We start from the raw sequence: 24830 nt of genomic DNA on the forward strand, positions 1-24830 counted from the left end.
TTGTTAAAGAGCGGTTGGTTAAGATCTTTCGTCTCAACCGAGGCGCGCATTCTACAGCAGCCTCATTTGCTGTCAAGCGATTTCTTTAACAAAATCAACTACTTGAACCAGAACCGGCTTCAAGCTGCTCGTCAGCGGGAGGCGAATAGTACAGTATTCAAATATGTGGTCAACCCCCTTCCTGAAATTATTTTCGATTAATCCACAGTGCCACGGTTGCAGCTATATAGAGTGTTCGATCGCCTGACAGCGCGGCTCACGGCAAACGCGCGACCTCGCCCAGGCGTTACGGTTTGCAATCGGCGGCGAGGAAAAGCCGGCGAATCAGCAGACCTGGCATTTGCGTAGGCGCGCAATGCCCCTTCAGCCCCTGACTATCAAACCGACTCTCACCCGCTTTTACACAGGTCCGAAAGAAAGCCATTGAAATTCAAGGGCTTTTTTTTCGCCCGCAGAAACGTGAGTATGTGCGGGCGAACGCAGACATGAGGAATCGGAACCATGGAATTGACGCTGGAAGCTGTTGCGCTTTTTGCTCTCAAGCTGGTGCATGAGACGGACGGCGCGAGCCCGTTGCTGCGCGATGACCTGGTGATGGATGGGTATGAGCGCGAAGTGTTTGGGTTGTTGGTGCGCCAGGGGGATTTGGCGACGATTCAACACAAGCTTAATGAGTGCATTGCCCAGGCCTTGAATGCACTAGGCGGCGCCGACACGGTGCTGGGCCGTGAACTGCTCAAACTGTTTACAGATGTGCAACAGGCCAGCAGCCTTGATGAGCTAAGTACCCCGCTGATTACCCTCAAAGACTATCTGAAAGATATCCAGTGAGTCGGTGATCAACATACCGGCCAGGTACACCATCAATACGGCTACGCCAGCGTCCAGGCGTCGCCAGACCACGGGCGTGCGAAACAGCCACGCCAGCTGCTGACATCCCAGCGCCAACAGCACAAACCAGATTAATGACGCCGTCATGGCACCTGTCGCGAACAGTGCTTGTTGGCCTGCGGGCTTGGCTGCGCCGATAGAGCCGATCAGCACCACTGTGTCGAGCCAGGCGTAGGGGTTGGCAAAACCAAGGACTATCGCTGTGCGTAAAAGTCCGCGTTGCGAATTGCCACCTTGCGTGTCCGGCATCGATTGATTGCGGATGCACGCTCGTAAGCGCTGGGTACCGAACCACAGCAGATAAGCGGCGCCTGATAGCAGTAGAAACGCCATTATCACTGGGCGATGTCCCAACAACGAACCTAATCCTGAAATGCCAAAAGCAATGAGAAGGATGTCGGCGAGCACGCAGATGGCGACCACACCCCAGAGAGGGCCACGGCTGACAGCCTGACGAATGACTAACGTATCTTTCGGCCCGGGAGCAACAAAAAGGCCAATACCAAGCAGCAACCCCTCAATAAAGTAAGGCGTCATAGTTACCTTTCAAATCTGCTGAAAAGGAATGCAACACACGCCGGAACTCCAAGGACAGGCGTGCCGTGTAGTGTGCATACCTTGCTAAACGCAGCGGTGAACAGGTTGTCTTTTTTGGCGTACAAAGGTGAAGCATGACGGTCAGAACAAGGGACACTCTGAGGGCGTTGATTACCCGACGCAGCAGAGAGCTGGGCAAACCCATGACCACATTGGCCAAGGAAGCCGGCATCTCCAGAACTTACCTCTACGGGTTGGCGGGCGGCGCTTCACAAGACCCCTCGGTACGGACGTTGATCAAGCTGGCCAAAGCGCTACAGGTTTCACCGCTGCTGTTGTTCCGCTACTTCGCTGACCTGGCGGGCGCGCCGACGGACGCCAACTCAATGGCCATCACCAACCGAGCAATCGGCCTGCGTGACACGAGTGACATTGCCGTCTTCAATGCAGACGTAACCACCCCCGACCAAACCGTTGTGCTGCCCGGTGAAATCTTTCAAAAAACCTGGGAGCTTCAAAACCTCGGCACCCGCCCCTGGCGCGGTCGAAAGTTGGTGCGCGTGGACGGCGAATACGTCATCGCCCGACGCACCACCACGGGCGCGCCGTTGGAAGTGGTGATGGACACACACCTACGCAGCCTGAGCAGCGAAATCCCCATTGCAGAAACACTGCCCGGCCAGCCGGTGCGTATCACGGTGGAATTCGCCGCGCCCAAGGAGACGTGTACAGTCGCTTCCATATGGCGGATCGAGGACGAACACGGCCAGCCCTGTTACGGCCCCGCGTTCATCCTGCATGTAATCGTCAACGTCATGGCGCGCTGAATGACCTCACCGCCGCCCTTCAACCGCCATCCGCACAGCCAAGCCCATCAGCACCGAACCCATCACCCAACGCTGAACCGCCTGCCAGCCTGGACGGGTGACGAAGAACACGGCGATGGAGCCCGCCATCATTGCAATCACCGCATTGACGCTCACGCTGATGGCAATCTGCGTAAAACCCAAGATCAGTGATTGCATCAGCACACTGCCATGCCCATTCGGGTCAATAAACTGCGGCAACAACGACAAATACATCACCGCCACTTTGGGGTTCAGCAGGTTGGTCACCAAGCCCATCATGAACAACTTGCGTGGGCTGTCCTGGGGCAAGTCCCGCACTTGAAACGGCGACCGGCCACCCGGCTTCACCGCCTGCCAGGCCAGGTACACCAGGTACATCGCGCCACCGAGCCGCAACGCGTCGTAGGCAAACGGCACCGCCATCACCAATGCGGTAATCCCCAGCGCCGCGCAGAACATATAAACAAGGAAACCCAAAGCAACGCCACCGAGGGAAATCATCCCGGCCGTGCGCCCCTGGCAGATCGAGCGGGAAATGAGGTAAATCATGTTCGGCCCGGGCGTCAGCACCATGCCGAGGGAGATCAGGCCATAAGCAAGCCAGCTGGACAGTTCGGGCATGGTGTCGCTCCTGCAGTATTGTGCTGGGTGCCATGGTAGGGCGTTGAAAAGCAGGGCGTTAGATACAGATCCGCGAGCAAAACGTCATACACCGCTCACGGTAAGGCACATGATCGACTTCGCCTCGCTGCCGTACACAAACATCGCGCACGTTTGATCTGGATTCTGCAGGCAAAAAAAGACCCTGGCGCCCCAAGGTCTTTTTTACTGCTAACGCTGCTTCAACAGATGTACACCGACCGATGCGGGAGCTGGCTTGCCTGCGATGACCATAGGTATCTACACAACCGGTTAAAAGTCTGTGGTAGGTGGGCTGTTGTGGCGAGCAGGCTTGTCCTGCGTTGGGCTGCGAAGCGGCCCCAGTAAAGGCACTGCAATTTTCCTGAAAGTACTCAGTGTCAGGGTTTGGGGCCGCTTCGCGGCCCAACGCAGGACAAGCCTGCTCGCCACAGGAGAAAGTGGCGGCCTTCAAAAGTTGTGTAGATACCTATGCTGCGATGACGCCAGCCGCCACACCCTCAAGCCACCCGCTTACACCGAAACAGCCTCCCCCTCCTCCATCACCCCATTGGGCAGCATCCCATTCGCCAAATCATCCACCACCGCCTTCGCCATCTCCCCCAAATAATGCGCCGCCCAGGCATAACGGTCCGCGCCTTTTTCCATGGCCGCATCCAACGCGAGCATTTTGGAGCAGTGCAGCAACTCGGAAGCATGCTCCAGGGCATCACGAATGGGCACGCCAGCATTGACGCGGAATAGACGGTGCAGGTTGGGCTGTTTGCCGCAGGTAGAGAAGGTGATGATGCCGAGGGTTTTGTTGAGAGGTGGATTGATCATTGGGCACCTCCGGGCTGGGCGGTGGTGTGGGTTGCAGTATTACAAGGATAAAACCTTTCAGAAATGATCATTGGTATAGCTCCCATTCTTTATAGAGAGCTGCCCCATTCGTTTCCAGGCGAATGGGTGGCAGCTGTGCGCAGGCTGGAAACCGGGGGAATAGGCAAACCCGGCAGACTCGAAAGTCTCCCACGCACAGCCGCCATAACACGCATATGCTGGCACAAAAATGGCACCAGCGGTCGTGATAAATGGTGGCACCTATGCGCCTATACCCACGGGTTTCCAGGCCCGGTCGCTGATTCGCAGCGACGAGCGAGAACTTATCTTTAAAAAACAGATGATCAAAGCCGAACCTTGTGACGAAAAATGTCATGAGGCTGGTACGGGGGTAAATGCCTGTTCTTTCGAGGAGGCCAAAGATAAGCAAGCCAACCAGAGTGATGCCCAGCAAATAGGCCCGCTCATTCGAACCTACAACATCACCCCATATGGCCCAAGCACCTTACTCGTCTGCACCAACCCCTGGCGCATCAACATCTCAAGATAAATCCCAGCCTCCATCGGCGGCCGCTTCAACGTCCGCCTTTGCATCTGCGCCGCCCCCAACACCGCCGCCTGACCCAAATCCCACAGATCCGAAATAAAGTCATCCGGATGCATAGGCTCAATGTCATAGGCAGCCAGGATATGCGCCGGGAAATCCTTCAAATTGAAGGTCACGATAACTTCAGCCTTACTCCGAATCGCCGCCGCCAGCACATGACGATCATCAGGATCAGGCAAATCCAAACTCGAGCACAGATCCTCGTACCCCGTCACCAATGCATCGGGTATCGCCTTATCCATCAGCGCCGACGTGCAATTGACTTGCTCAGCCGTAAGATCCGGTCGGTTTTTGAGAACGTTGCGCTTCCACTCCTCATGGATCTGGCTCGTCCATCGAGCTCGATACAGTCCCGACAAACCAAGCCACATCAGCAAATCCCGGAGTGCCGCCGGGTAGAGAACACACGCATCGTATACCGCGGTAAACGGCGAACACCTCATCCGTCATACCCCATTCCCAACGCCTGAGCTTGTTGCGCCAGCGCTTCCATTGCCTCTTGGCTTTCTTCATCACGGCGCTGCTTGAACGCCATCAGATCCGAAAACCGGATTCGCCGATGCCGGCCCGTTTTTGTAAAAGGAATGGCGCCCTCCTCCAGCATCTTGACCAGGTGCGGGCGCGAAACGTTGAGCAGGTCGGCGGCCTCCTGAGAGGTCAATTCGGCATGCACCGGCACGACCTTAACGGCGTTACCGATAGCCAATTCGCCCAGGATATCGACCAACAGGCGCAGGGCTGAGGTCGGGAGTACAAGTGTGTGGGGTTTGTCTTCTTTGTCGAAGATGTCGATGCGCTGGGTTTCAAATTTGGTCGAAAGCAAAGATGCCAGTTCTCGCTGGCCTTGCACGGCGGCTTCGACTTCCTTTTCCAGCGGCAAAATCGTTTTGGGGAGTTGATTGATGATCATGATGCAGCTCCGGCGTTACGCAATTCGGTTGAGCAAAAGCTAAACGAAACAAACGAAAATCGCAATAATCGAAACAGTCCTGGCGAACCAAATGCCAGTCTCCTTTTCCCACACCAACCATCGAACGAAGCCGACATAAGCCTCCGCTCCCACCTCATAGGCTCACTCCCACACAAGGAAGTGAGCCAGTCATGTCAGAACGCTCGTACCCCATTACCGAAGAAGAACAACTCAAACGGCGGATCCTGACACCGCAGCCGAAACGCGCGCCTTATTCACCGCCGATTGATTTATTTGAGCCGCCTCCCACCCCAGCGCCAACAATCGCCAAACCGCCCGGCTGCGTCTTCACAAAACCCTGCCAACTGCCCAACGGCATCATTCGCTACAACGACCCCACCGGTTACGTACCGTTGGAGTTGCTCAAGGACTATGGCCATTTCAGCCTGTTGGGTGGCCGCGAGGTAGACAGCCGAGGCGCGGTTGCCTTGCGCAAGATCAGCGGCAGTGCCCTGCCCGTCGGTTTGGGGCAGTTGGCGTTACGTTCGGCGGCAATGGAGTCGGCCGCGACTGCGGTTGGCACTGTCGCCGGTGGGCTGCTGACTGGGTTGGTCGCGTTGTTATGGCCATCGGCGCTGGGCGATAGCGCGCTCTACAGCGAGGAGCAATTACGCTCGCTGCAACGGGCACGGTCGCAGATGCGTTTGCATGTCGAACAGCGTGAGGACGGCACACTCAAGGGATACGGGTTTTACACGGGCAACAACCCCGATTGGCAGATGATCAATGTGGTGCAGTTCCAAAGCCGTGGCGATCAGTTTGTGGCGGATTTGGATGAGGGCGTGGAGCTGATCTGGACGCCTGCGGTTGATCCGGGCGACACGCTGGGGATTCCCGCTTTGGAGGCTGCGCCGCAAGCGCCGGTAATCTGGATTTACCCGCCGACGGAAAAGGCGGCACAGATTCTGGTAAACCCGATATATCCGCCAGAGTACCGGGATTTTATTCTGGTATTCCCGGTGGAGTCGGGGGTTCGGCCGCTGTATGTGGTGGTCAATGAGCCACGCAAAGGTCTGAGAAATCCGGACCATGATTACTTTCCAGCACCAAAAACCGAAGATATAACTGGCTTCCCAGGGTTGATCCCCCAAAGGCCGGTGACATCACGACTAGGTGGGGCTGGCTTACGTGAGCGGTGGATCGATGCAAAAGGGAGGAAGTTACTTGAATGGGACGCCAAGAAAGGTGAGCTGGAAGTTTATCGAAAGAGTGATTTGGAACACCTCGGCGCATTTGATCCTTATACCGCCGAACGTCGCGGACCGGCGGACCCAAAACGTCGAATCTACAGATAAAGAGGAGTGCAAAAAAATGGTTATGAAAATCAGATTGCGCTGGTACGAAAAACACAGCGACGACTTGAAAGCGGACGAGTACTCAGCGGATATCGTCGATGTAGACCGTTCTTTTGAAGCACTCGGTTTGAGCGAGGAAAGCGCAGTATATGCAGACGTTTACAACGTTCTCCCAAGCTGGATAACTATTCTCCAACCCCTCTTCCAGCATGTGATAGAGCCCAACCGATTCGACTATCAAATTTCATTCCAATACCAAGGCGCTTGGCCGCCATCTACAAAGCATCCCCAGAAGGAATTCTGAGGTAATGAAAAAGCCCCTCCTCTACCGCTCAGTCAACACCCGGACCCACGGTGTGCACCACGGTAGCTGTTTCGCTTATCGCTATGAACGGCATACCAAAAGCGCAAAGCGCTCACTGCCCACACGCGCTTCAATGCATAGCCATCAACGGCACGGCTTCGATTACACGCCACTATTTCGGTTTCTCTTATCCAAAGTCGGTCAGCCATGGGACAAAGTATTCAGCCAAGCCAACGCTCGCCTGGATCGCCCGGAGCCCGTGTTCTGGATGGTTGCGCTGCATGAAAATGACAAAGACGAATACGTGCGAATAGGTGAGTCCAGCTATTACAGCGGCTTGTGGGTCGACGAGGCAGGCCTGCTGCAAAAGGTTAGCCCCCAATTGACGCCCGAACAGATGAAGCCCAGTTGTGACTGCTGCACCCACACGTTCAACGGTGTGGTATTCCCGCAGGCGCTTCCATGCAAGCCGTGAAGTTCAGTTGCGCGCACAAGCCGCCCTGCTCCAAATTTCGCAGGCTCAACGTACTGCCAATCTTGCCCACAATCATCGCCACAATCGCCAACCCCAACCCCGCGCCATTGGCGTTATCCCGGCTGTAAAACCGCTCAAACAAGCGCCCCATCTCCGCCTCCTCAATCCCCGGCCCTTGGTCTTCCACGCTCAACCCCTGCGCGCCGATCACCACCCGCACCTCACCACCCACCGGCGAAAAGTTAAGTGCATTGGTCACCAGATTTTGCAGTGCAATCGCCAACGCCACCGGCTCGGTCTGCACCCAACATTCTTCATTGCCTTCCAGCACCAACTCCACGCCTTTCTCCATGGCCAATGGGGTGAGTTCAGCGAGTTCTTCGCGCACCAGTTCCGTCAGTTGCACTGGCTTGCGCACGGGGTTGCTCAACTGCGGCTCGATGCGGGCCATGGTCAGCAGTTGGCTGCCAATACGCGTGGCGCGGTCTACGCCGTTGACCAAAAAGTCCAGGGCCTCACGCCGTTGTTCTTCAGTCGCAGCGTTTTGCGCGTTTTGCGCGTGAATGCGCAGGATCGCCAACGGCGTGCGCAGTTCATGGGCGGCGTCGGCGATGAAGCGGCGTTCGCGCTCCAGCAGGTCGTCCATCTGCACCAGCAGCCGGTTGAGCGCGGTTTGCATCGGCTCCAGTTCGCTCGGCAGTGGGTTCACGTTAAGCGATTGCAGGATGTTGGTGTTACGCCCACGCAGCTTGCGGGCCATGGTGCGCAAAGGCGTGAGCCCCCAGCCGATGGCCAGCCAGATCAGCACGGTCAGCAGCGGCACGCCAATCACGCTGGGCCAGAGCGTGTGGCGCACGATGCGCTCGATCACGCTCTGGCGAATGTCGTCACGCTCGCCCACCCAAATCAGCAGACCTTGTTGCGCGTCAGCCAGGAGGAAGGCGCACCAGTCGTTGCCGCTGTCCATCAGGTCATGGGCGCCGAGCGTGGTGGGCGGTGCTGTGAGGATCGGTGCTTCGGCAGACCGCATGAGCAGTTGCCCGTCGCTGCGCCAGACCTGGAAGGTCAGCCGGGTCTCGTAAGGATGGGCCACGCCCTCCTCGCCCACGCGGCTCATGGCCTGGTCGAACGCCTCATACAGGCGGCCCCAGTCTGCGTCGCCAGGATCGCGCTGGCGCAGTACGCCTTGCAGCAGGCGGGCACTTTGGGCGAGTTGAGCGTCGTAGACTTCTTCGATTTCGTGGTGGCTGTCGCGCAACACCAGCCAGCTGATCAGGCCGTCGCCGAGCAGGATCAATACCAGCACCGGAATAAGGATACGTGCGCGGACCGAATTCATGGCTTGAGCGCCAGCACATAGCCCACACCGCGCACGGTACGGATCAGCTCTGTGGATAACTTCTTGCGCAGGTTATGGATCAACACTTCCAGCGTATTGCTCTCAACCCGGTCCTGCCAACCATACAAAGCACGGGACAGCCGCTCGCGGGTCACCACTTTGCCAGGGCGCACCATCAACTGGTGCAGCAGTTGGTATTCCATCGGGGTGACAATGATTTCATCGCCCTGGTAACGCACTTGCTGGGTGGCCGGGTCGAGGCTGATGCCGGCATGTTCGAGCATCGGTTGGGCGCGGCCCTGGCTGCGGCGCAACAGGGCGCGCACGCGGGCTTTGAGTTCTTCGACGTCGAAGGGTTTGATCAGGTAGTCGTCGGCGCCGGCATCCAGGCCGGCAATGCGTTCGGCGGTGCCATCGCGGGCGGTAAGGACCAGCACCGGCAGGTCGTATTGCCCGGCGCGCAGTTGCTGCAACAGGTCGAGCCCATCGAGGCGCGGCAGGCCGAGGTCGAGCAGCAGCAGGTCGAAGCTTTCGGTGCGCAGGGCATGCAAGGCGCTGAGGCCATCTTGCAGCCAATCCAGGGTGTAGCCTTCGGCGCCCAACGCCACGCGAATGCCTTGGCCGAGGGCGCGGTCATCTTCGACGAGGAGCAAGCGCATAGCGAAATCTCTGTAGGAAACGGCGGAATCATGCCGGGTTCCAGTACGGGTTAACCGGGGAAAGATGTTACGGCGCGTTGCCAACTAAGGTTGCACTAAGGTTGGTTTTGCACTGTGCCGGCAGGTACGGGACCACCTGTCGTTATGCATGCTCACCGGCCGCAGGAAGCGCCTGCCGGGTGAACGTGCGCAGTCATCCTTTCTTCTCACAGGTTCCCTATGCGCTGCGCTCTACTGATCTTCAGCCTGCTAGGCGTCTTTACCGCCGCCTGGCTGAGCCATCCACCCCACGTACTGGCGCCGTTTGCCCAGGCGAACCCGAGCCCGGCGAAGGTGGCGGCAGCCCCGCAATACACCAGCCGTTTTGTGTCCTCACAGCTCACCGACTTTGTGCACGCCTCCTCCGTGACCGCCCTGCCCGGCGGCGACTTGATGGCCGTGTGGTTTGCAGGTTCGCGCGAAGGCGCCGCCGATGTGCAGGTGCGCACGGCGCGGTTTGAGGCACGCAGCGGCGAATGGGGCGGCGAGCAGGTGCTGGCCACGCGGGAAAGCACCCGCGACGGCACCCAGCGTTACATTCGCAAACTGGGCAACCCGGTCATTGCGCTGGGGCCGGATAAACGCCTGTGGATGTTTTACGTGTCGGTGTCGGTCGGCGGCTGGGCCACCAGTGCAATCAATGTGATGGTCTCCGATGACCTCGGCGCGAACTGGTCGGCGCCTCGGCAACTGGTGACGTCGCCGTTTTTCAATATCAGCACCTTGGTGCGCGCAGCGCCGGTGTTCCATGCCGATGGCTCGATTGGCCTGCCGGTGTATCACGAGTTCATGGGCAAGTTTGCCGAGTACCTGTACTTGAGTGCCGACGGCGCGGTGATCGACAAATTCCGCATCAGCCGCGGCAAACATTCGCTGCAGCCCACCATCGTGGCGCAGGACGGCCAGCGAGCCGTGGCGATGCTGCGCTACGCCGGTGAAACCCATCACCGCGTGCTCGCCAGCCGCACCGAGGATGCCGGGCAAACCTGGAGCGAGCCGTTCCCGCTGGAACCGGCCAACCCCAATTCATCGCTGGCGGCCGTAGGGACTGAAGACGACGGTTTACTCGTGGCCCTCAACGACCTGCAAGACGGCCGCTTCAAGCTCAGCCTCTACGGCACCGACGCGCAGATGACGCAATGGCGCACGGTGGTGCAATTGGACCAGTCGCCGGACCCGCTCGGCCAGCCGTTCTCTCCCCAGGCTTATAAAGAAATCATCGGCGAAGGCTTCCGTGCCTCCAGCGGCGCCAAGCGCCTGGCGCTGGAACAGCGCTTTCTGAGCAACCTGGATTACCGCGTGTGCAAACCCCGTGGCTGCGATTTCGAATACGAATACCCGTACTTCAGCCGCAGCCCGGACGGCATGTACCACCTGGTGTACTCGTGGAATAACACCTTTATCAAACATGTCAGCTTCAACGAAGCCTGGCTGGCGGAGCGTTTGTGATGATGGCGTTGTGGCAAGCCCATTTGAGTTTTGTATTGCTGGGGTTTGTGCTGTTCAGCACGTTGCGGTTTACCGCGCCGTGGCGGCCATGGTTGTTGCCGGTGTTGGTGGTGCTGAGCTTTATCCCGGTAAATGAACTGCCGTTGGCCGCGTATGTGCGCAGTTTTACCGATGACTTGGCGATCAGCACCTTGGTGTTGTTGGCGTGGGTGGCGGTGTGCCGGTTGGGGCTGGTGCAGCCGCTTGGCCGGCCACATCAAGTGCCACTGCTGGTGCTGTTTGGCGGGCTGTGCCTGGTGCTGTACCCGGCGGCGATGGGGCTGACGTATTTCGATCCCTACCGATGGGGGTTTAACCCTCGGCCGATGATTGTGTTGATAGGCGCATTGACGCTGTTGATGCTGGCCCTGCGCAACAGGCTGGCGGTGTGGATGCTGGCGGTGGGCACGCTGGCATTTGCGCTGCGGCTCAAGGCGTCGGAGAACTATTGGGATTACCTGGTCGACCCGCTGTTGATGGGTTACTGCCTGGTAGCTGGATTAATGCAACTCAAACTGTGGGAGCGGGCTTGCTCGCGAATGCGCCGCCTCAGGCAGCACATCGGGCACTGACACACCCCTATCGCAGGCAAGCCAGCTCCCACATTTGACCTGCGTCGTTTTTTGAAATTGGGAAGGTTAATGATGACTGCATTGCAATCACGCCGCCTGCGCTACGGCGTGGGCGCGATCGGGTTGGTGTTTGTGTTGCTGGCGGCGTTGCGGCTGGTGTTTCTAATCAGCTTTTCCGGCCTGGATTTAAACACCGAGGGCTTGCTGGAAACCTTCGGCATCGGCCTGCGTTTCGACCTGCGCCTGGCGGTGTTGCTGCTGCTGCCACTGGCCGCGCTCGCCTGGTTGCCGCGCTGGAACCTTATTACCCTGCCCGCCCTGCGCTGGCTGGCACGCGGCTACCTGGCGATTGCACTGGCCGTGGTGGGCCTCATCTACATCATCGACTTCGGCCACTACGCTTACCTCGGCGTGCGCATCAACGCGACGGTGCTGCGCTACCTGCAAGACGCGCAGATTTCTCAACGGATGGTGTGGGAAACCTACCCGGTGCTGTGGATAACTGCCTGCTGGTTGGCGGCGGTGGCCGTGTGGGTGTGGGCGCTGGTTTGCCTGGAGCGATTGACCCTGGATCGTGCGCCAAAAACCATCGGCAAACTCACAGTGGCGTCGGTGTCCGTGATCGGTGTGGTCATTGTGCTGCTGGCCCTGCTTGGCCGGGTGGCCAATCTCAACCTGGAAAACCCGGTGCCGCTGCGCTGGAGTGATGCGTTCTTCTCCGGCAACAGCCAGGTCGCCGCCGTCGGCCTGAACCCGGTGCTGTTTTTGTACGACACCCTCAAGGTTGGCCAGTCGCAATTCGATGAAGCCCAGGTGCGCAGGCATTACCCGCAAGTTGCCGAGTACCTGGGCGTTGAGCGGCCTGACGCGCAGCAGCTGAATTTCAGCCGTGAACAAGGTGTGCAGCCTTACAAGCTGGCCGGCGAGCGCCCGCCCAACGTGGTTTTCGTCATGCTCGAGTCCCTGGGCACCAGTGCGGTCGGCGCCTATGGCAACCCGCTGAACCCCACGCCGAACCTGGACAAGCTGGCAACCCAAAGCTGGTTCTTCAAACACTTCTATGTGCCGGTCACCGGTACCGCCAAGACCGTGTGGGCGAGCATCACCGGCATACCCGACGTGACCCGCCAGGAGACCGCCACGCGCAACCCGCTGATCACGCGGCAACACACCTTGATCAACGCTTTCGAGGGTTACCAGAAGTTCTACATGATCGGCGGCAACGCCGGTTGGGCGAATATCAACGCACTGATCCGCCAGAGCATCGACGGCGTGCAACTGTTTGACGAAAGCCACTGGCGCTCGCCCCGGGTGGACGTGTGGGGCATCTCTGACCTGGACCTGTTCAAGGAAGGCGACCAACTGTTGCGCGCCGTGCCCAAAGGCCAGCCGTTCTTTGCCTACCTGCAAACTTCCGGCAACCATCGGCCGTTCACCATCCCCAAGCAAAACGACGGTTTCCAACTTAACAACGTAACTCTGGAACACGTCCAGGCTGCCGGTTCGCGCAGCGTCGAGCAATACAACGCGGTGCGTCTGCTGGATTACAACATCGGCCGCCTGATGGACATCGCCAAGGCTGGTGGCTGGTACGACAACAGCATTTTTGTGTTCTTTGGCGACCACAACACGCGCATCAGCCAGATCCCGCACATGGCGCCTGCTTTCGAGCAACTGGGTCTGGAAAGCAACAACGTGCCACTGCTGATCCACGCGCCGGGGCTTAAGCCGCGCGTTATTGACGAAGCCGTGGGGTTGGCGGACTTGCTGCCGACCGTGGCCGGCATGGCGGGCGTGCCGTTTCGTAACGGCGCGATGGGTCGTGATATCCAACAGCCGGCGCCGGAAGGCGAACGTGTGGTGCCACTGGTATTGCACGAGGGTACCTTCCCGATTATCGGCGGCGTGACCCAGCACTTCCTGTTGCAGATGCAGCACGACGGCGGCTCACCGACCTTGCATGACCTGGCGTCGCAAACACCGCGCGTTGATGTGGCCGAGCAGCATCCCGAAGAGTTTCAGCGCCTGCAGGGGCTGACCCGTGGGCTGCATGAAAGTGCACGGTTGATGCTGTTCAGGAACGTGCGCGAGTGATTACTTGGGCTGGAAGGTCTCCAGGTAGGCCAGGATGTTTTCGATCTTTTCCGGGTCGCTGATACCCCAGAAAATCATGCGCGTGCCGCTCACCACCTTCTTCGGTGCCTCGATATACGCGGCGAGTTTGTCGCGGGTCCAGACCACGCCGGAGTTTTTCATCGCGTCGGAATACTGATAGTCCGTGGTGGTGCCGGCCGGCCGGCCGATGATGCCGTTCAGTTCAGGCCCGAAGCCGCCGCGTGCGCCTTCACCAATGCTGTGGCAGCCGCCGCAGGTCTTGCTGAACAGTTTGCCGCCCGCCTCGGCATCACCGGCCGCCAAGGCCGGGGCGGTGTTGAGGATCAGGGCGAGTGTCAGTAAGGCGTACTTCATGCAGGGCTCCACAGCGGGCAACGATGCGGCAATTATGCCTGTATCCGATTCGGCGTGCCGCTGCGGGCAACCCTGCGCAACCGCTCTAAAACGACCACCCATCGTTTAAAAAACATCCAATCGAACCTAATCAATCAGCGCCCACTCCACCTTACTGAACCCTGATGGTGGAGTAAGGATCATGGCTCAGCCATCGATTTTGGTATTGGAAGACGACGAAATCATTCGTGCGTTGATGGTGGATGTATTGGAGGACTTCGGCGCGCATGTGACGTCGTTTCCTTCGGCGGATGAAGGCATGATTTACCTGGAACGCGGCGATGACCCGGTAGACCTGATCGTCAGTGATATTCAGATGCCGGGGTTACTCAATGGCTATGACTTGAGCAAGGTGGTCGCGCATCGTTGGCCGTCGGTGCCGGTACTGCTGACCTCGGGCAATACCAAGCTGGCGGCGGAACTGGGTGGCTCGGTGCGGTTTTTACCCAAGCCCTGGAGTGCGGAACATTTGGTTAAGTGCGTACAAACGGCACTGACCCAGCAAGGCGCATCCATGCACTAATAGCGTCGCGACATCACTTAAACCGAACTTGCTGTAATGCGCTGTGGTCATTTATTACGCAAGGAGCGACTTTTCTGATCCCCCCGTCAGGCTTTTCGCCTTGTGCGTACAGTTGACGGCAATGACTTGTGTAGAATCGTCGCCCATTTCACGCGTCATTCATGGCCTTCAGGCCCACAGTTCGAGCTTATTGAATGCATTCACAGGCCCATGACGTCAGTGCGCCCTCATTGCTGGAAGCGTTGCGCACAGGCACGGGTTTGCTGCATGTGGCGTTGGAAAAGCGCTTGCCGTTTTTCTCCGATCAGTTGGATGTTGGCTGTTATCGGCGATTGCTCCAGGCGTACTACGGGTTTTATGCGCCGATGGAAGCAGCGCTGTACGCCAGTGGCTTGATCCCCGACGGATACGACGCTGTATTGCGTGTGAAAACGCCCACACTGCTGGGCGATTTGCGCGCACTTGGTTTGAATGATAACGCCATCAACGCCCTGCCCCGCTGTACCCAACATCCGACCTTCGACACCCCCGCCGCCTGCCTCGGTGCCCTGTACGTACTGGAAGGCGCGACTCTTGGCGGCCAAGTGCTGCGCCGGGAAATGGCCCGGCGCCTGGACATACACGCCGATACCGGCGGAGCGTTCCTTGATGTGTACGGCACCGAAACCGGTCGGCTCTGGAAAAACTTTCTCGATTATTTGGGCCGCCTGCCGCTGGATGCTGACGCAAAACAGCGCGCGGTCGATGCCGCCTGCTCTACATTCAGTGGCTTTGAGCAATGGCTCGCCCGCCAGGAGGTACTGCTATGAAACCCGACGATTTTGAAGAGCTGCTTGCCAACTGTGCCGACGAACCGATTCGCTTCCCGGGCGCCATCCAGCCCCACGGCGTGCTGTTGACGTTGTCGGAGCCTGAGCTGCACATCACTCAGGTCAGCGCCAACGTGGGCAGCCTGTTCGGCCACTCGCCCGAGGCGCTGCTGGGCCAACCGCTGCACCGGTTAATTGGTGTTGAGCCTGCCCAAGCCGTGCAATCGATCGCCGAAAACAACGGGTTTCTCGATGCTCCGGCGCTGCATGTCACGCTCAATGGTGCGCAATTTGAAGGCTTGCTGCATCGCCATCAGAACGTGCTGGTACTTGAGTTCGAACCGCGCCTTGAAAACTTCAAACCCCGCGCCCTGAATGGCCGTACCAGCAACCTGGGCAAAATGCTGCAACGCTTGCAGTCGGCGAAAACCCTGCAAGCGCTGTACGAAATCAGCGTGACTGAAATCCAGGCCATGACCGGTTACGACCGGGTGCTGATCTATCGCTTTGAAGAAGAAGGCCACGGCCAGGTGATTGCCGAAGCGTCGGCGCCGTCCATGGAGCAGTTCAACGGGTTGTTCTTCCCCGCGTCCGACATTCCCGAGCAAGCGCGCGAGCTGTACCGCACCAACTGGCTGCGCATCATCCCGAATGCCGCCTACGAGCCGGTGCCACTGCTGCCCAAGCTGCGGCCGGGCACCGACCAGCCGCTGGACCTGAGCTTCGCCACCCTGCGCAGTGTGTCGCCGATTCACTGCCAATACATGCAGAACATGGGCGTGCTGTCGTCCATGAGCATCTCGTTGATGGCCGGCGATAAGCTGTGGGGCCTGATCAGCTGCGGCAATCGCGAGCCCTTGCTGGTACCCAATGACCTGCGCGTTGCCTGCCAGACCATCGGCCAGGTGCTGTCGCTGCAGATCAGCGCCATGGAAGCCCTGGACCTGATCCGCCAGCGCGAGGAAAAAGTCGAAGCCCTGGCATTGCTGGACCGCGCAATGAAGGCCTCGGAGCAAAACGTTTTCGATGGCCTGGCCCAGCAGCCGCAGGTGCTGATGGACCTGACCCAGTCGGGCGGCGTGGCGATCATTGAAGACAAGCAATTGCACCGTTACGGTAATTGCCCCGAGCCTGCGCAGATTCGTGCGCTGCACAGGTGGCTGCAGGAAAGCGGCGAGCCGGTGTTTTCCAGCCATAACCTGACATCGGTGTACCCGCCGGCTGCCGAGTTCCAGCCAGTGGCCAGTGGCGTTCTGGCCATGAGTCTGCCCAAGCCTGTGGATAACGGCGTGTTGTGGTTCCGCCCAGAGGTCAAAGAGAACATCAACTGGAGCGGCGACCCGAACAAGCCGCTGAACCTGGAAAGCTCCGACGCCGGTTTGCGCCTGCGCCCACGCACCTCGTTTGAAATCTGGAAAGTCGAAATGGCCGGCATCTCCACCAAGTGGAGCCACGGCGACCGGTTTGCCGCCAACGACCTGCGCCGCTTCGCCCTGGAAAATGACCTGGCCCGTCAAGTGCTGCGCGAACAGCAAGCCGTGCGTGCCCGTGATGAACTGGTGGCAGTGGTGTCCCACGACCTGCGCAACCCGATGACGGTCATCTCGATGCTCTGCGGCATGATGCAAAAGGCCTTCAGCTCCGATGGCCCACATACCTCACGGCGAATTTCCTCGGCCATCGACACTATGCAACAGGCCGCCGGGCGCATGAATGTGCTGTTGGAAGACCTGCTCGACACCTCGAAAATCGAGGCCGGGCGTTATGTGGTCAAGCCCGTGTCGCTGGACGTCAGCCAGATGTTCGAAGAGGCCTATTCGCTGCTCGCGCCGTTGGCGATGGAGAAAGGCATCGACCTGTCGTTCAACGCCGAACCCGGCCTGCAGATCCATGCCGACCCGGAGCGCCTGTTCCAGGTGCTGTCGAACCTGATCGGCAACGCCATCAAGTTCACCCCGCGCCAGGGCAATATCGGTATCAGCGCCATGAGCAATGGCGAAGATATCGTGTTTTCGGTGCGCGACTCCGGCGAAGGCATTGCGCCCGAACAATTGCCCCATGTGTTTGATCGCTACTGGACCAAGACCGAAAACAACCCCACCGGCAGTGGCTTGGGGCTGTATATCACCCAAGGTATCGTGCAAGCCCACGGCGGACGGATTGAGGCACAGAGTGAGTTGGGGCGCGGCAGCGAGTTCAGGTTTACGGTGCCCAAGCCTGTCTGAAACTCATTCAGTCCAACACATATCAAACATGCAGAAACCTATGGCCGGGAACATAAACCCGGCCAATGCCACTGAAGGGGGGCGCAATCAAAGGGAGTTTTGATGCGAGAACAATCCTCCACCTGAGCAAGAGGTTTTACCATGATTACAGGCAACATTTTCCCCGGCTATGCCATCGACCTGGTCACCCTCCTGGCTAACCAGAACACCAGGCGTGCTGAAAAGCCCAAAAGTCACGACAACGACCCAATGATGCAAAACGTACCGCCCAAGCCTAAGCCCTCTCGTTCGTCCCTGGACTCCCTGGGACGTGGCTTCGAGCTCTGATCCAATAAGGGCAATCGGCTGCCGGGTGTCCGCTGCAAGCGGTTGACAAAACACTGACATCCTCTGCGTTACCCTTTTCAGCCCTACCTTGTATGAGCTGCTTGCTTCATGCCGCAATCCGACACACTGCCCGCTGTCATTGCCGGCCCGCTGCTTCGGCGCCTGGAACCCAAGCGCCTGGTGATCTGGCTGGTGGGCAGCCGTGCCCTGCGATTGGCCTTGAGGCTGCAAGCACCTCAAGGCCAAGCCCTGACGATCGATCTGGGCCCCCGGCAGTGCCAGGTCGTGCCCGTCGGCCGCCACGCCTTTATCCATCTGATCGACGTTTCCCTGAGCGAAGCCCTGCCGCTGGATGTGATCATCGACTATGACCTGCTGGTCGACGGCTGTGGTCTTGCACAATGGGCCCCGCACCTGCTGTATGCCGACGCCGCCTGCGCGAATTTCGTGGTGCACAGCCGCATTCACCAGTTGGTGCATGGCTCGTGCCGCAAACCCCATCACCACGCCGATGACGGCTTGCTGTGCGTGGACCGCCTGCTGGCCGACGCGCGCACACCGGCTGAACGCCCGGCGCTATTGATGATGAGCGGCGACCAGGTCTACGCCGACGATGTGGCCGGGCCCATGCTGCGGGCGATTCATGCGCTGATCGCGGGTTTAGACTTGTTCGACGAATACCTGGAGGGCGCCGTGGTGGATGACAGCGCCAGCCTCTACGGGCATCGCGCCAGCTATTACCACCGCGCGGATCTGCTGCCCGCACTGGACAGCAACGAAACCCTGCGCGAACGGTTTTTCGGCGGTGTGAAAAAACCGATCTTTACCAGCAGTACCGCCGACAACCACCTGGTGACCTTTGCTGAAGTACTGGCGATGTACCTGCTGGTGTGGTCGCCCACGCCCTGGACTCTGATCACGCCACAGCCGCCGTCATTGAGTGCGCCGCAACAACAGCGCTATGACCGTGAGCAAGTGCAGATCGATCGGTTCCGCGACGGCCTGCCCGGTGTTGCGCGGGTTTTCGCACACCTGTCGACGCTGATGATCTTTGACGATCACGACATCACCGACGACTGGAACCTCAGCGCCCAATGGGAAGCCACCGCCTACGGCCATCCATTCTCCAAACGCATCATCGGCAATGCCCTGCTCGCTTATATGCTGTGTCAGGGCTGGGGCAACCAGCCGGATGTGTTTGGCGAACTGCTGGAACACACCCAGGCGCTGGCCGCCAAGACACAAGACAACCACCTGCACGCCGCTGCGCACGATGAGCTGCTGCAACGCCTGCTGAAATTTCAGCACTGGCATTACGTGCTGCCCACTACGCCCGCACTGGTGGTGCTCGACACGCGCACCCGGCGCTGGCGCAGTGAGTTTGCGCTCAAGCAACCCTCCGGCCTGCTGGACTGGGAAGCCTTGAGCGAACTGCAACAGGCCCTGCTGGACCACCCGTCAGCCATCATCGTTTCGCCCGCGCCGATCTTTGGCGTCAAACTGATCGAGACCGTGCAGAAGGTCTTCAGTTGGTGCGGCTTCCCGCTGTTGGTAGACGCCGAAAACTGGATGGCCCATCGCGGCGCCGCCCAGGTGATCCTGAATATCTTCCGCCACTCGCGCACGCCGGGGAACTACGTGATCCTGTCGGGCGATGTGCATTACTCGTTCGTCTATGAAGTGCTGATCCGCCACCGCAGCGCCGGCCCAAAAATCTGGCAGATCACCAGCAGCGGCATCAAGAACCAGTTCCCGGCGCGCTTGCTGGAATGGTTCGACCGCCTCAACCGCTGGCTCTACTCACCGCGCTCGCCCCTCAACGGTTTCACGCGCCGGCGCACCATGCAGGTGGTGCCACATATACCGGAGCATGCCGAGGCGGGTGAACGGCTGTGGAATTCGGCGGGCATCGGCCAAGTGTTTTTCAATGAGCAGGGCCAGCCGGAGGCGATTTACCAGCACAACGCGGATGGTAAGCCGCGAACACAGATGGTGGCGCCGGAGTGAGTTTTCTTACGCATGACAAATCAATCTCGCACATATCTTTCAGAAAACTCACAACTCTTTATTTTTACTGACTTTTTTTGAAACGCTTCAACCCCAGCAACTCACAAAATAAGTGCCAGGCTCTGACCAATCTTCGCGAAAAGACTTTTCAATCGCTGATTGCCTTATGAACCTATTTTGGTGCACTCTCTGTGAACGACCTACCTCTCGTGTTGAACGTCGCATTTTACCGAACCGAGGCTGGCAACGAGCCCGTGCGTGAATGGCTGATGGAACTGCCCAGGGAATCAAAAAAGCTTATAGGCACTGACATAAAATCGGTCCAACTCGGATGGCCACAAGGGATGCCGTTGGTTAGGAAGCTGGAGCATCGCCTTTGGGAGGTCCGAACCGATCTTGGTGAAAATGCTGCACGAGTCATTTTTACCTTGGTTGCCAGCCAAATGGTTTTGCGCATGGCTTTATCAAAAAAAGTCAAAAAACACCTTTAGTCGACCTGAACACCGCCAGACATCGCAAAAACAAGCGTTGAGGAACATCCCATGAATAAGCATATCGGCTCCAACTTTGATGATTTTCTCAACGATGAAGGGCTCATAGAAGAAGTCTCTGCCGGGGCGTTGAAGCGTGTGATTGCCTGGCAATTGGCAGAGGCGATGAAAGTGCAGAAGGTCAGCAAGAAAGCGCTGGCCGAACGTATGCATACCAGCCGTACCGCCGTAGATCGAGCGCTGGACCAAAATGACGCGGGCATGACGCTGTCCACCCTGGCCAGTGCGGCCAGGGCTTTGGGTCAACAGGTGGAAATTCGCCTCGTATCGAACACCCAAGCAAGGCCCGCCAGGGCGTGAAAGCTCGTGTCAGGCGAGCACAACGCATGTCTCTTCGCCTGGCGAATAATGGCCTATCGCCACACCACTAAAGCAGCACACTCATCCTATTCAAAGCGCTCAAGCCGCGATGTAGAGTAACGTCAGCCACGGTGTACCGGCGTCAATGAAGACTGGCCGTAGGAGCCAGCATCGGCAGGGAAGTGCACAGATGAACGAGACATCCGGCAATAAACCGCTGCGCAATAACTTTTCCGAACTCAACGCCGACATGTTGCATGCGGTGATGGAACTGGTCAGCGACGGCATCTGGGACTGGAATGCCAACACCGGGTTCGTGTACCGCAGCCCCGGCTGGTACACGATGCTTGGCTACCCCCGCCACTCCCTGGAGAACAGCGTGTTCACCTGGGAGAACGTGATCCACCCCGAAGATTATCCACGCGTCATGGCTGTATTTGATGACTACATCAGCCAACGCGCGCCCCATTACCAGGCTGAGTATCGTTGCCGCAAAGCAGACGGCACTTACCTGTGGATCGAAGACCGTGGCTACGTCATTGCACGTAACCCCGACAATTCAGTAGCACGCATGGTCGGCGCGCACCGCGATATCCATACACGCAAAATTTCCATCGAACAGCTGCAACAGCGCAATCAGTCGCTGGAAGCGCTGGTGGCCGAACGCACCCTTGAATTGTCACGGGTCAATCAGCAACTGCAATTGCAGTTGGACGAGAACCGTTCCCTGGCCGAACAGGACGCCTTGACGCGCATCGCCAACCGTTATCGCCTGGAGAAGGTGCTGCTGGAGGAGTGCGACCGTGCCGAGCGCTTCCGCGTACCGCTGGCCTTGGTGGCCATGGATGTCGATGACTTCAAGCCGATCAACGACAAACAGGGTCATGGCGTCGGCGATCAAACCTTGGTGAGCGTGGTAGAAAGGCTGGAAACCTGTGTGCGCCAGGGTGACTTGCTCGCGCGTTGGGGGGGCGATGAGTTTATGGTGGTCCTGCCCAAAAGCACGGTGGATACCGCCAGGCAATTGGCTGAACGCATCCGTCAGGCCATCGCCGAGATGCCCGCCGTGGGCGCTTTCAAAGTCACCCTGAGCCTGGGCGTCGTGGAGCGGCGGATGGGCGAAACGCCCGCCGCGCTGATGGCACGTGCCGATCAAGCACTGTACCGGTCCAAGGCGGCGGGCAAGGATGCGGTCTCGGAGTGATGTAGGAGCTGGCAAGCCAGCGCCCACCTAAGGCAGAGTTCAATCAGCGCACTGGTGGTGCGTACTGGATGCCGCCATTGCTCCACAACGCATTAAGCCCGCGCTTGATCTTCAGCACGCTGCCCTGGCCGATATTGCGCTCGAATACCTCGTCGTAATTGCCCACTTGCTTGACGATCTGCACCACCCAATCCTTGCGCAGCTTCAGGTCTTTGCCGTAATCGCCGTCGGCCCCCAGCAGCCGCGCAACGTCCGGGTTCCGGGTGGACTTGGCCTGCTCTACGACATTCTGCGAGGTGATGCCCATTTCCTCGGCATTGAGCATGGCGAACAGGGTCCACTTGACGATGCTGAACCACTCATCGTCGCCCTTGCGTACCAGCGGCCCCAAGGGCTCTTTGGAGATCACCTCCGGCAGCACCACGAACTCATCCGGGTGGGCCATCTTGATGCGCTGGGCATACAGGCCCGACTGGTCGGTCGTGAGCACGTCGCAACGCCCGGCTTCCAGGCCCTTGGCGCTCTCGTCGGCGGTGTCGAAGGTGATCGGCGTGTACTTCATGCCGTGGGTGCGAAAGTAATCCGAAACGTTGAGTTCAGTGGTGGTGCCGGCCTGGATGCAGACGGTGGCGCCATCGAGTTGCCTGGCGCCGGTCACGCCCAGCTTGTTGTTGACCAGAAAACCGATGCCGTCGTAATAAGTCACGCCGGTAAACACCAGGCCCATGCCGGAATCTCGGGAACTGGTCCAGGTGGTGTTGCGGGAGATCAGGTCGATTTCGCCCGATTGCAACGCGGTGAATCGCTCCTTGGCAGTCAACTGGGTGAACTTCACTTTTGAGGCATCGCCGAACACAGCGGCGGCAACGGCGTGGCACACGTCTACATCGAGGCCGGTCATCTTGCCCTGGCTGTCCGGCACGCCGAAACCCGGCAAGCCGTCGCTGACGCCACACTGGATAAAGCCTTTTTTCTGGATCGCGTCCAGGGTAACGCCCGCGTGGGCACTGCCGGCAAGCGCCACGGCCGTGGCCGCGATAAGGGTTTTGAGGTGGTTCATGCGAGGCACTCCCTGTGAATCTTTTATTATTCGGCGCCGCACTGCCCGCGCCGGTTTCTGAGGTTGCCCGGCAGTATTGTCAGGTTTGCAGCGTGGCCACAAACGACCTTTAGGCAACAGCTCCTTCCGATTTGGAATGACCCGGCGATTTTATTTCGTTTGCGGCGAGGCCGGCTGCGCGGCTTAGATAAATACACGCCCGCCATTGCCGAGTCCCCGATTCATGAGCCGCGAAACCATCAGCCAATCGATTTCCATCGTTCACCCCATCAGCCTCAGCCACGGTAAAAATGCCGAAGTCTGGGACACCACGGGCAAGCGCTATATCGATTTTGTCGGCGGCATTGGCGTGCTCAACCTCGGCCATTGTCACCCAGGCGTGGTGGAAGCGATTCGCGAACAAGCCACGCGGCTTACCCACTATGCGTTCAACGCCGCGCCGCACGCGCCCTACATCGAGCTGATGGATCGCCTTTGTGCGTTTATCCCGGTGGATTACGCGGTGAGCGGCATGCTCACCAACAGCGGCGCGGAAGCGGCGGAAAACGCCTTGAAAATCGTGCGCGGCGCCACCGGCCGCACGGCGGTGATCGCCTTTGACGGCGCCTTCCACGGCCGCACCCTGGCCACGCTTAACCTCAATGGCAAGGTGGCGCCCTACAAGCAAAAGGTCGGTGTGCTGCCTGGCCCGGTGTATCACCTTCCCTACCCCAGCGCCGATAACGGTGTGACCTGCGCCGAAGCCCTGAAGGCCATGGACCGTCTGTTCAGTGTGGAAATCGACGTAAACGATGTGGCCTGTTTCATCATCGAACCGGTGCAGGGCGAAGGCGGCTTTCTGGCCCTGGACATCGAGTTCGCCAAGGCCCTGCGTCGCTTCTGTGATGAGAACAACATCCTGCTGATTGTCGATGAAATCCAGTCCGGCTTCGGGCGTACCGGCCAGCGTTTTGCCTTCTCGCGCCTGGGCATCGAACCGGATCTGATCCTGCTCGGCAAAAGCATCGCCGGTGGCGTGCCATTGGGCGCGGTGGTCGGGCGCAAGGCGCTGCTCGACAATTTGCCCAAAGGTGGCCTCGGTGGCACGTACTCCGGTAACCCGATTGCCTGCGCAGCGGCGTTGGCGACGTTGGACGCGATGACTGACGCGCAATTAAAAACCTGGGGTTCACAACAAGAAGCCGCCATCGTCAGCCGTTATACCGCCTGGCGCGAGCAGCCGCTGTCGCCCTATCTGGGCCGCCTGACCGGCGTGGGTGCCATGCGCGGCATCGAGCTGGCCCATGCCGACGGCACGCCCGCGCCCCAGCAACTGACCCAACTGCTCAGCCTGGCACGCGAGGCCGGCTTGTTGTTGATGCCCAGCGGCAAATCGCGGCACATCATCCGCCTGCTGGCACCGCTGACCACGGAGCCTGCAGTGCTGGAGCAAGGCCTGGATATTCTCGAGGCCTGCCTTAAGCAGTTGCCTTAATAACGCGCATCGACCGGTTTGCCGCCGGTGTGATGTTGCTCGAATAAATCGTGCCCAACGGCGTGCTCAGCTCCAGCCCGCCGGCCATCACCTGACCTTTCTTGGCGGTACGGCAGGCGATGCAGTCGCCCAGTTGTGCCACATATTGACCCTGCTCGATTTGGGTTGGGGCGGCGTGCAGAGGCAGCGCAAGACACAGCGTCGCCCCCAGCAAGGCCAGGCGGGCCAATGAAAAGGCCATCGCATTAATCCTTTAATAACCTAGCGTGGAGTAGTCCCCTCGGCGCGGGCCAGCGGTTGTTTTTATGGGTTCATCAGGCCTTTGTGTTGTAACGGGTTTTGCGGTGGGGGGTGTTG

At 59.0% G+C, this 24830-nt stretch carries 25 protein-coding genes and 3 pseudogenes; 18 read left to right on the forward strand and 10 right to left on the reverse strand.

Annotated elements, in window-relative coordinates:
* Together AOA59_RS32860 and AOA59_RS26490 are read left to right on the forward strand one after the other, a co-directional pair.
* Positions 1 to 201, forward strand: a pseudogene (locus AOA59_RS32860) (hypothetical protein); the annotation flags it as partial.
* 300 nt (positions 202 to 501) lie between these two features.
* Entirely contained in the window at positions 502 to 831 is a 330-nt protein-coding gene (locus tag AOA59_RS26490) for a hypothetical protein (RefSeq protein ID WP_099489620.1), read from the forward strand.
* On the opposite strand, the gene AOA59_RS26495 is transcribed toward AOA59_RS26490, so the two are convergent.
* Positions 781 to 1428 carry a LysE/ArgO family amino acid transporter gene (locus AOA59_RS26495; protein ID WP_099489621.1) on the reverse strand — a complete coding sequence of 216 codons (648 nt, stop codon included), beginning with the start codon at positions 1426 to 1428 and terminating at the stop codon, positions 781 to 783. The two genes, AOA59_RS26490 and AOA59_RS26495, sit on opposite strands and share 51 nt — an antisense overlap.
* A gap of 134 nt (positions 1429 to 1562) precedes the next feature.
* Here AOA59_RS26495 and AOA59_RS26500 point away from each other — a divergent pair, with 134 nt between their 5' ends.
* Positions 1563 to 2255, forward strand: a complete 693-nt coding sequence (locus AOA59_RS26500; RefSeq protein WP_099489622.1) for an NBR1-Ig-like domain-containing protein — start codon at positions 1563 to 1565, stop codon at positions 2253 to 2255.
* 6 nt (positions 2256 to 2261) lie between these two features.
* On the opposite strand, the gene AOA59_RS26505 is transcribed toward AOA59_RS26500, so the two are convergent.
* From AOA59_RS26505 to AOA59_RS26520, 4 genes are all read right to left on the reverse strand, one after another.
* Positions 2262 to 2897, reverse strand: coding sequence for a LysE family translocator (locus tag AOA59_RS26505; RefSeq protein WP_017134662.1), 636 nt, complete (start codon positions 2895 to 2897; stop codon positions 2262 to 2264).
* A 531-nt stretch (positions 2898 to 3428) separates the two neighbouring features.
* Entirely contained in the window at positions 3429 to 3737 is a 309-nt protein-coding gene (locus tag AOA59_RS26510) for a DUF3077 domain-containing protein (protein WP_099489623.1), read from the reverse strand.
* Between the two features lie 474 nt (positions 3738 to 4211).
* Positions 4212 to 4787, reverse strand: a complete 576-nt coding sequence (locus AOA59_RS26515; RefSeq protein ID WP_099489624.1) for a PIN domain-containing protein — start codon at positions 4785 to 4787, stop codon at positions 4212 to 4214.
* Positions 4784 to 5254 (reverse strand): helix-turn-helix domain-containing protein, encoded by a 471-nt coding sequence (locus AOA59_RS26520; RefSeq protein ID WP_099489625.1) that lies wholly within the window; start codon positions 5252 to 5254, stop codon positions 4784 to 4786. Before AOA59_RS26520 ends, AOA59_RS26515 begins: the two co-directional genes overlap by 4 nt.
* A gap of 191 nt (positions 5255 to 5445) precedes the next feature.
* Here AOA59_RS26520 and AOA59_RS26525 point away from each other — a divergent pair, with 191 nt between their 5' ends.
* Genes AOA59_RS26525 through AOA59_RS26535 form a run of 3 tightly spaced genes read left to right on the forward strand, consistent with a single transcriptional unit; the run spans position 5446 to position 7388 of the window.
* Entirely contained in the window at positions 5446 to 6609 is a 1164-nt protein-coding gene (locus tag AOA59_RS26525) for an S-type pyocin domain-containing protein (protein ID WP_065930565.1), read from the forward strand.
* 16 nt (positions 6610 to 6625) lie between these two features.
* Positions 6626 to 6913 carry a colicin E3-like toxin immunity protein gene (locus tag AOA59_RS26530; RefSeq protein WP_099489626.1) on the forward strand — a complete coding sequence of 96 codons (288 nt, stop codon included), beginning with the start codon at positions 6626 to 6628 and terminating at the stop codon, positions 6911 to 6913.
* A gap of 4 nt (positions 6914 to 6917) precedes the next feature.
* Positions 6918 to 7388, forward strand: coding sequence for a hypothetical protein (locus AOA59_RS26535; protein ID WP_099489627.1), 471 nt, complete (start codon positions 6918 to 6920; stop codon positions 7386 to 7388).
* Here AOA59_RS26535 and AOA59_RS26540 read toward each other — a convergent pair.
* On the reverse strand, positions 7345 to 8727 hold the full coding sequence (locus AOA59_RS26540) for an ATP-binding protein (RefSeq protein WP_099489628.1): 1383 nt from the start codon (positions 8725 to 8727) through the stop codon (positions 7345 to 7347). The two genes, AOA59_RS26535 and AOA59_RS26540, sit on opposite strands and share 44 nt — an antisense overlap.
* Positions 8724 to 9386 (reverse strand): response regulator, encoded by a 663-nt coding sequence (locus AOA59_RS26545; RefSeq protein WP_065930562.1) that lies wholly within the window; start codon positions 9384 to 9386, stop codon positions 8724 to 8726. Before AOA59_RS26545 ends, AOA59_RS26540 begins: the two co-directional genes overlap by 4 nt.
* A 219-nt stretch (positions 9387 to 9605) precedes the next feature.
* On the opposite strand from AOA59_RS26545, the gene AOA59_RS26550 reads away from it, so the two are divergent.
* The 3 genes from AOA59_RS26550 to AOA59_RS26560 all read left to right on the forward strand — a co-directional run bounded on the left by AOA59_RS26550 (position 9606) and on the right by AOA59_RS26560 (position 13579).
* Entirely contained in the window at positions 9606 to 10874 is a 1269-nt protein-coding gene (locus AOA59_RS26550; RefSeq protein ID WP_099489629.1) for an exo-alpha-sialidase, read from the forward strand.
* Positions 10874 to 11485 carry a hypothetical protein gene (locus tag AOA59_RS26555; protein ID WP_099489630.1) on the forward strand — a complete coding sequence of 204 codons (612 nt, stop codon included), beginning with the start codon at positions 10874 to 10876 and terminating at the stop codon, positions 11483 to 11485. Before AOA59_RS26550 ends, AOA59_RS26555 begins: the two co-directional genes overlap by 1 nt.
* A 72-nt stretch (positions 11486 to 11557) precedes the next feature.
* Complete coding sequence (locus AOA59_RS26560; RefSeq protein ID WP_099489688.1) at positions 11558 to 13579, forward strand: LTA synthase family protein; 2022 nt, start codon at positions 11558 to 11560, stop codon at positions 13577 to 13579.
* On the opposite strand, the gene AOA59_RS26565 is transcribed toward AOA59_RS26560, so the two are convergent.
* Positions 13580 to 13954, reverse strand: coding sequence for a cytochrome c family protein (locus AOA59_RS26565; RefSeq protein WP_056858301.1), 375 nt, complete (start codon positions 13952 to 13954; stop codon positions 13580 to 13582).
* 181 nt (positions 13955 to 14135) lie between these two features.
* On the opposite strand from AOA59_RS26565, the gene AOA59_RS26570 reads away from it, so the two are divergent.
* The 8 genes and pseudogenes from AOA59_RS26570 (at position 14136) to AOA59_RS26605 (ending at position 21939) form a co-directional block, all read left to right on the forward strand.
* Complete coding sequence (locus tag AOA59_RS26570; RefSeq protein WP_099489631.1) at positions 14136 to 14516, forward strand: response regulator; 381 nt, start codon at positions 14136 to 14138, stop codon at positions 14514 to 14516.
* Positions 14517 to 14710: 194 nt separating this feature from the next.
* The gene (locus tag AOA59_RS26575; RefSeq protein ID WP_099489632.1) at positions 14711 to 15325 is read left to right on the forward strand and encodes a biliverdin-producing heme oxygenase; all 615 of its coding nucleotides are present in this window, start codon (positions 14711 to 14713) and stop codon (positions 15323 to 15325) included.
* Positions 15322 to 17550: an ATP-binding protein gene (locus AOA59_RS26580; protein WP_099489633.1), complete on the forward strand. Its 2229-nt coding sequence runs from the start codon at positions 15322 to 15324 to the stop codon at positions 17548 to 17550. The genes AOA59_RS26575 and AOA59_RS26580 overlap by 4 nt, the downstream gene beginning before the upstream one ends.
* A gap of 141 nt (positions 17551 to 17691) precedes the next feature.
* Positions 17692 to 17877: a hypothetical protein gene (locus AOA59_RS26585; protein WP_099489634.1), complete on the forward strand. Its 186-nt coding sequence runs from the start codon at positions 17692 to 17694 to the stop codon at positions 17875 to 17877.
* Positions 17878 to 17985: 108 nt separating this feature from the next.
* On the forward strand, positions 17986 to 19884 hold the full coding sequence (locus AOA59_RS26590; protein ID WP_099489635.1) for an alkaline phosphatase D family protein: 1899 nt from the start codon (positions 17986 to 17988) through the stop codon (positions 19882 to 19884).
* 191 nt (positions 19885 to 20075) lie between these two features.
* Positions 20076 to 20416 (forward strand): annotated as a pseudogene (locus AOA59_RS26595) (type II toxin-antitoxin system RelE/ParE family toxin).
* 10 nt (positions 20417 to 20426) lie between these two features.
* Complete coding sequence (locus AOA59_RS26600; RefSeq protein ID WP_056858307.1) at positions 20427 to 20735, forward strand: XRE family transcriptional regulator; 309 nt, start codon at positions 20427 to 20429, stop codon at positions 20733 to 20735.
* A gap of 190 nt (positions 20736 to 20925) precedes the next feature.
* Positions 20926 to 21939 (forward strand): sensor domain-containing diguanylate cyclase, encoded by a 1014-nt coding sequence (locus tag AOA59_RS26605; RefSeq protein ID WP_099489636.1) that lies wholly within the window; start codon positions 20926 to 20928, stop codon positions 21937 to 21939.
* A 43-nt stretch (positions 21940 to 21982) separates the two neighbouring features.
* On the opposite strand, the gene AOA59_RS26610 is transcribed toward AOA59_RS26605, so the two are convergent.
* Complete coding sequence (locus AOA59_RS26610; protein WP_099489637.1) at positions 21983 to 22999, reverse strand: amino acid ABC transporter substrate-binding protein; 1017 nt, start codon at positions 22997 to 22999, stop codon at positions 21983 to 21985.
* A gap of 223 nt (positions 23000 to 23222) precedes the next feature.
* Between AOA59_RS26610 and AOA59_RS26615 the strand changes: the two genes are divergently transcribed.
* On the forward strand, positions 23223 to 24473 hold the full coding sequence (locus AOA59_RS26615) for an aspartate aminotransferase family protein (protein WP_099489638.1): 1251 nt from the start codon (positions 23223 to 23225) through the stop codon (positions 24471 to 24473).
* Between the two features lie 25 nt (positions 24474 to 24498).
* Here AOA59_RS26615 and AOA59_RS26620 read toward each other — a convergent pair.
* Positions 24499 to 24714: pseudogene (locus AOA59_RS26620) on the reverse strand (cytochrome C); the annotation flags it as partial.
* Positions 24715 to 24830 lie beyond the last annotated feature (116 nt).

The organism is Pseudomonas sp. 2822-15, from assembly GCF_002742515.1.
Taxonomy (GTDB): domain Bacteria; phylum Pseudomonadota; class Gammaproteobacteria; order Pseudomonadales; family Pseudomonadaceae; genus Aquipseudomonas; species Aquipseudomonas salomonii.

What these genes read in the sequence shown, in the direction of transcription:
- AOA59_RS26490 (WP_099489620.1), top strand. Translation starts at nt 502, where the DNA reads ATGGAATTGACGCTGGAAGCTGTTGCGCTTTTTGCTCTCAAGCTGGTG.
- AOA59_RS26495 (WP_099489621.1), bottom strand. Translation starts at nt 1,428, where the DNA reads ATGACGCCTTACTTTATTGAGGGGTTGCTGCTTGGTATTGGCCTTTTT.
- AOA59_RS26500 (WP_099489622.1), top strand. Translation starts at nt 1,563, where the DNA reads ATGACGGTCAGAACAAGGGACACTCTGAGGGCGTTGATTACCCGACGC.
- AOA59_RS26505 (WP_017134662.1), bottom strand. Translation starts at nt 2,897, where the DNA reads ATGCCCGAACTGTCCAGCTGGCTTGCTTATGGCCTGATCTCCCTCGGC.
- AOA59_RS26510 (WP_099489623.1), bottom strand. Translation starts at nt 3,737, where the DNA reads ATGATCAATCCACCTCTCAACAAAACCCTCGGCATCATCACCTTCTCT.
- AOA59_RS26515 (WP_099489624.1), bottom strand. Translation starts at nt 4,787, where the DNA reads ATGAGGTGTTCGCCGTTTACCGCGGTATACGATGCGTGTGTTCTCTAC.
- AOA59_RS26520 (WP_099489625.1), bottom strand. Translation starts at nt 5,254, where the DNA reads ATGATCATCAATCAACTCCCCAAAACGATTTTGCCGCTGGAAAAGGAA.
- AOA59_RS26525 (WP_065930565.1), top strand. Translation starts at nt 5,446, where the DNA reads ATGTCAGAACGCTCGTACCCCATTACCGAAGAAGAACAACTCAAACGG.
- AOA59_RS26530 (WP_099489626.1), top strand. Translation starts at nt 6,626, where the DNA reads ATGGTTATGAAAATCAGATTGCGCTGGTACGAAAAACACAGCGACGAC.
- AOA59_RS26535 (WP_099489627.1), top strand. Translation starts at nt 6,918, where the DNA reads ATGAAAAAGCCCCTCCTCTACCGCTCAGTCAACACCCGGACCCACGGT.
- AOA59_RS26540 (WP_099489628.1), bottom strand. Translation starts at nt 8,727, where the DNA reads ATGAATTCGGTCCGCGCACGTATCCTTATTCCGGTGCTGGTATTGATC.
- AOA59_RS26545 (WP_065930562.1), bottom strand. Translation starts at nt 9,386, where the DNA reads ATGCGCTTGCTCCTCGTCGAAGATGACCGCGCCCTCGGCCAAGGCATT.
- AOA59_RS26550 (WP_099489629.1), top strand. Translation starts at nt 9,606, where the DNA reads ATGCGCTGCGCTCTACTGATCTTCAGCCTGCTAGGCGTCTTTACCGCC.
- AOA59_RS26555 (WP_099489630.1), top strand. Translation starts at nt 10,874, where the DNA reads ATGATGGCGTTGTGGCAAGCCCATTTGAGTTTTGTATTGCTGGGGTTT.
- AOA59_RS26560 (WP_099489688.1), top strand. Translation starts at nt 11,558, where the DNA reads ATGACTGCATTGCAATCACGCCGCCTGCGCTACGGCGTGGGCGCGATC.
- AOA59_RS26565 (WP_056858301.1), bottom strand. Translation starts at nt 13,954, where the DNA reads ATGAAGTACGCCTTACTGACACTCGCCCTGATCCTCAACACCGCCCCG.
- AOA59_RS26570 (WP_099489631.1), top strand. Translation starts at nt 14,136, where the DNA reads ATGGCTCAGCCATCGATTTTGGTATTGGAAGACGACGAAATCATTCGT.
- AOA59_RS26575 (WP_099489632.1), top strand. Translation starts at nt 14,711, where the DNA reads ATGCATTCACAGGCCCATGACGTCAGTGCGCCCTCATTGCTGGAAGCG.
- AOA59_RS26580 (WP_099489633.1), top strand. Translation starts at nt 15,322, where the DNA reads ATGAAACCCGACGATTTTGAAGAGCTGCTTGCCAACTGTGCCGACGAA.
- AOA59_RS26585 (WP_099489634.1), top strand. Translation starts at nt 17,692, where the DNA reads ATGATTACAGGCAACATTTTCCCCGGCTATGCCATCGACCTGGTCACC.
- AOA59_RS26590 (WP_099489635.1), top strand. Translation starts at nt 17,986, where the DNA reads ATGCCGCAATCCGACACACTGCCCGCTGTCATTGCCGGCCCGCTGCTT.
- AOA59_RS26600 (WP_056858307.1), top strand. Translation starts at nt 20,427, where the DNA reads ATGAATAAGCATATCGGCTCCAACTTTGATGATTTTCTCAACGATGAA.
- AOA59_RS26605 (WP_099489636.1), top strand. Translation starts at nt 20,926, where the DNA reads ATGAACGAGACATCCGGCAATAAACCGCTGCGCAATAACTTTTCCGAA.
- AOA59_RS26610 (WP_099489637.1), bottom strand. Translation starts at nt 22,999, where the DNA reads ATGAACCACCTCAAAACCCTTATCGCGGCCACGGCCGTGGCGCTTGCC.
- AOA59_RS26615 (WP_099489638.1), top strand. Translation starts at nt 23,223, where the DNA reads ATGAGCCGCGAAACCATCAGCCAATCGATTTCCATCGTTCACCCCATC.